We start from the raw sequence: 4,358 nt of genomic DNA on the forward strand, positions 1-4,358 counted from the left end.
CATAAAGCGGTTAAATCTACCGGTAGCCATTCCGCCACGAAAGCGACTAAAGCAACGACTAAAACCGTTAAAGTCAGAATAATTGGTGTTGGCATTGATTTATTTTTTCGTCATGAACCAGCGAATAAATAACTTCTCCAACTCGATCCAAACAAACATTAAGGCACTAAATCCAAAACAGATTAATAATTCTGTGCCACTAATCCATTGAGTGCCGAAGAAGCTTTGTAGAGGAGGAGCATAAATTAACAACAATTGTAGGATCGTTGTCAAGCCCACGGCGGCAATAATGTAAGGATTAGAGAAGGGATTCATTTGCACAGCTAACTGGGTATGGGAACGCACCGCTAAAGCATGACCCATTTGTGCTAAACAGAGGGTAGTAAATACCATGGTTTTCCAGCGTCCAGGATCTCCGATTTCGGGGGTTGCCTGAGTATATTGGTAAGCCCAAGCCATCATAATAATGGTCAGAATCGCAAACACCACACCGATGCGAATCATATACCAACCCAAACCGCGAGCGAAAATGCTTTCCCGGGGGCTAAAAGGTGGACGTTTCATCACATTAGGTTCGGCGGGTTCCATTGCCAGAGCCAGAGCCGGTAAACCGTCGGTGACAAGGTTCATCCAGAGGATTTGCAAGGGAGAAAGGGGTACACCGCCTAAACCGAGCAGAGGAGCCGCTGCAATCGTTAAAACCTCGCCAATATTACTGCCGAGAATGTATTTAATAAAGCGCCGAATGTTACTGTAAACCACGCGCCCTTCTTCAGTGGCAGCGACGATGGTGGCAAAATTATCATCCAGCAAAATCATATCGCTGGCTTCTTTGCTGACATCAGTTCCGGTAATGCCCATGGCGATGCCGATATCCGCTTGTTTTAGTGCCGGAGCATCGTTCACCCCGTCCCCCGTCATGGCGACGAATTTGCCCCGTTTTTGCAAAGCTTGGACGATTCTCAGCTTATGTTCGGGAGAAACACGAGCATAGACGCTCACACCATCTACCTCTCTCTCTAGATCATTCTGAGACATTTTTTCTAATTCTTTACCCGTGATTACTCGCTCCCCGGGGGCAGCAATGCCTAATTCAATGGCGATCGCCTTGGCGGTTAATTGGTGATCTCCGGTAATCATAATCGGACGAATTCCCGCTTGACGACAGAGGGCAACCGCTTCTTTAACTTCTTTGCGGGGTGCATCGAGCATTCCCACCAATCCCAACCAAACCAAGGATTGTTCCTCACTATCTTCTCTTTCCGCTTCTGGCACTTCTGTCATCGGTTTATAGGAAAAACCTAAGACTCGTAGGCCATTACCCGCCATTTCGTCATTTTGTGCCAAAATACGGCTTCTTTGTTCAGCTGTTAAGGGTTGACTTTCCGCCCCAACTTGGATCAGAGAACAACGTTCGAGAATTAATTCTGGTGAGCCTTTGGTAAACATTAAATAGGCAGAATCCCCCAAACCTAACTGGGCATTCTCACAGATTACTGACATTCTCTTTCTTTCGGAAGAAAAGGGAAATTCGCCTAAACGAGGGCTTTTGGGTGCTAATGCTTCCCGATATAGTCCTCCTTTACCCGCTAACGTCAGTAAAGCTCCTTCGGTGGGATCGCCTAAAATTAACCATTCTTGCGCTTTATTTTGCAAAAGTGCATCATTACACAGCACACAAGCCGTTAAAATTGCCTGTAGTTCGGGATCACTTTCACTAACACCATTAAACTCACCGATAGGCGCGTAACCTTCCCCCGTGACAGTAATTGTCTGCTCGGAAGTATTAACTTTCTGCACCACCATTTTATTTTGAGTTAAAGTTCCGGTTTTATCGGAGCAAATCGTCGTTACAGAGCCTAAAGTTTCCACTGCCGGCAATTTACGGATTAAAGCTTGTCTTCTCACCATTCTTTGGGTTCCAATTGCCAATGTCACCGTTACCACTGCCGGTAAACCTTCGGGAACAACGGCCACAGCCATACTGAGGGAAGTTTCGAGGAATGATTCAAAAAACTGCCAACCAAAGCGAATTACGCCCCCAAGCACGACTAGAGCCACTAAAGCTAGGGAACTACTCACTAAAACGTTACCTAACTGCGACATTCGCTGCTGTAGGGGAGTTGGTTCACTTTCTACTCCTTGCAACATGGCGGCAATTTTACCGATTTCCGTATCCATTCCCGTCTTGGTAATCGCCACTTTCCCCCGCCCCTGTACTACTTCTGTACCCTGATAGACGAGGTTAATGCGATCGCCTAAAGAGGCATCCTCCGGTAAAACCTTCTGTGCTTGTTTATTCACCGATTCCGCTTCCCCCGTTAAGGCAGCTTCCCGGATTTGCAGGTTTTGTGCTTCTAATAATCTGCCATCGGCGGCAATTTGTACCCCCGCTTCCAGCAACATGATATCCCCGGGGACAAGTTCCTTGGCCGCCACTTCAAAGGTGCTACCATTACGAATAACCCGGACTTTCGGCGAGGATAACTGCTTAAGGGCGGCTAAAGCCTTTTCTGCCCGACTTTCCTGTAAATATCCTAAAATACCGTTTAAAATAACAATTGTAAAAATAGCGATCGCATCTTTGGGAAATTCCCCTTTTTTTAAGTCCAAAACTGCCGAAACCACCGCCACGGCAATCAGCATCACTAACATAATGTTAGTAAACTGTTCCCATAAAATCATTAACGGGCTACGTCCCCCCGTTTCTTTTAGTTCATTTAAACCGAAAATATCTTTTCTTTTAACAATTTCGTCCTCAATTAAGCCGGTTTCCCCATTGGTTCTCAGGATTTCGAGGGTTTGTTCCCCAGTTAAATTATGCCAAGCACGATTATTCTCTATTTCCGAGACTTGAGGTGACGTAGTGGGAAAAGTCATAGCGATCAATTGAAGAGGGTGTACGCGTGAACTAAAAAGGTAAGCGAATTAAGCTAATTACATATCACAATATCAGTTATCAGTTATCAGTGACCAGTAAGCAGTGACCAGTTATCAGTTATCAGTGACCAGCAAACAGTTATCAGTGACCAGTAAGCAGTCATCAAGGAAGTGGGGAGGGGTAATTATGAATTATGAATTATGAATTATGAAGTGGGGTGTGGGCTTCGCCCGTGAGCTTTTGTCGAACGCTGAACTCAGGCCGAGGTCCGAACGGGTGTGGGGAAATGGGGAGAATAAATAAAAATAATCTCCTGTCTCCTACCTTTTGCCTCTTGCCCCCTGCCTTCTCGACAATCTGAAAAAAAATGTAACGAAATGTGAAGTATAATAGCGAATGTGATAAAGACAAGACATTAGAGAGTAGATAGGAAACGATGCGAGTTGCGATCGCTGGTGCGGGACTAGCCGGATTATCTTGTGCGAAATACCTTGTCGATGCGGGACATACGCCCATCGTACTGGAACGTCGCGATGTATTAGGGGGAAAAATTGCCGCTTGGAAAGATGCCGATGGGGACTGGTACGAAACCGGTTTACATATCTTCTTTGGCGCTTATCCCAATATGCTGCAATTATTCCAAGAATTAGGCATAGAGGATCGTTTACAGTGGAAAGAACACTCGATGATCTTCAATCAGCCGGAAAAACCAGGGACCTATTCGCGGTTTGACTTCCCTGATATTCCCGCCCCAATTAACGGTATTGTTGCCATTCTCCGCAATAACGATATGTTAACTTGGGAGGAAAAAATTAAATTTGGACTCGGTTTAATCCCTGCCATTGTTAAAGGCCAAAGTTACGTCGAGGAGATGGATAAATATTCTTGGTCGGAATGGTTAGAGAAACAAAACATCCCCCCTAGGGTAGAAAAAGAAGTGTTTATCGCTATGTCGAAAGCCCTAAACTTTATCGATCCTAACGAGATTTCCGCCACAATTCTACTAACAGCCCTCAACCGCTTTTTACAGGAGAAAAATGGCTCAAAAATGGCTTTTCTCGACGGTTCACCCCCGGAAAGACTCTGCCAACCTTTAGTCGATTACATCAGCGCTAGAGGTGGCGAAGTGCGCTTAAATGCCCCTTTAAAAGAGATACTCTTAAATGAAGACGGCACAGTTAAAGCCTTCTTAATGCGCGGTTTAGACGGTGGGGAAGATTATCTTTTTGAAGCAGATATTTATGTTTCGGCGATGCCAGTAGATCCTCTAAAAGTTTTACTGCCTAAGCCTTGGCAAGAAGATAAATTCTTTCAAAAACTAGAAGGATTAGAAGGAGTTCCCGTCATTAATTTACACCTCTGGTTTGATCGCAAACTAACCGACATCGATCATTTATTATTCTCCCGTTCGCCCTTACTCAGTGTTTATGCTGACATGAGCAACACCTGTAAAGAATACGCTAACCCCGATCGCTCG

Annotated in this window: 2 protein-coding genes; one reads left to right on the forward strand and one right to left on the reverse strand. The window is 45.2% G+C overall.

Translation table 11 applies throughout. The annotated features are described in order from the left end of the window. Positions 1-99: 99 nt before the first annotated feature. The gene (locus PX484_RS20405; protein WP_287766740.1) at positions 100-2,880 is read right to left on the reverse strand and encodes a cation-translocating P-type ATPase; all 2,781 of its coding nucleotides are present in this window, start codon (positions 2,878-2,880) and stop codon (positions 100-102) included. Between the two features lie 437 nt (positions 2,881-3,317). On the opposite strand from PX484_RS20405, the gene pds reads away from it, so the two are divergent. After that, positions 3,318-4,358 (forward strand): 15-cis-phytoene desaturase (gene pds / locus PX484_RS20410; protein ID WP_288105302.1); only part of this gene is annotated, 1,041 nt, incomplete at its 3' end.

Source organism: Microcystis sp. M49636_WE2 (assembly GCF_030065375.1).
GTDB classification, from domain to species: Bacteria; Cyanobacteriota; Cyanobacteriia; order Cyanobacteriales; family Microcystaceae; genus Microcystis; species Microcystis aeruginosa_C.

What these genes read in the sequence shown, in the direction of transcription:
- PX484_RS20405 (WP_287766740.1), bottom strand. Translation starts at nt 2,880, where the DNA reads ATGACTTTTCCCACTACGTCACCTCAAGTCTCGGAAATAGAGAATAAT.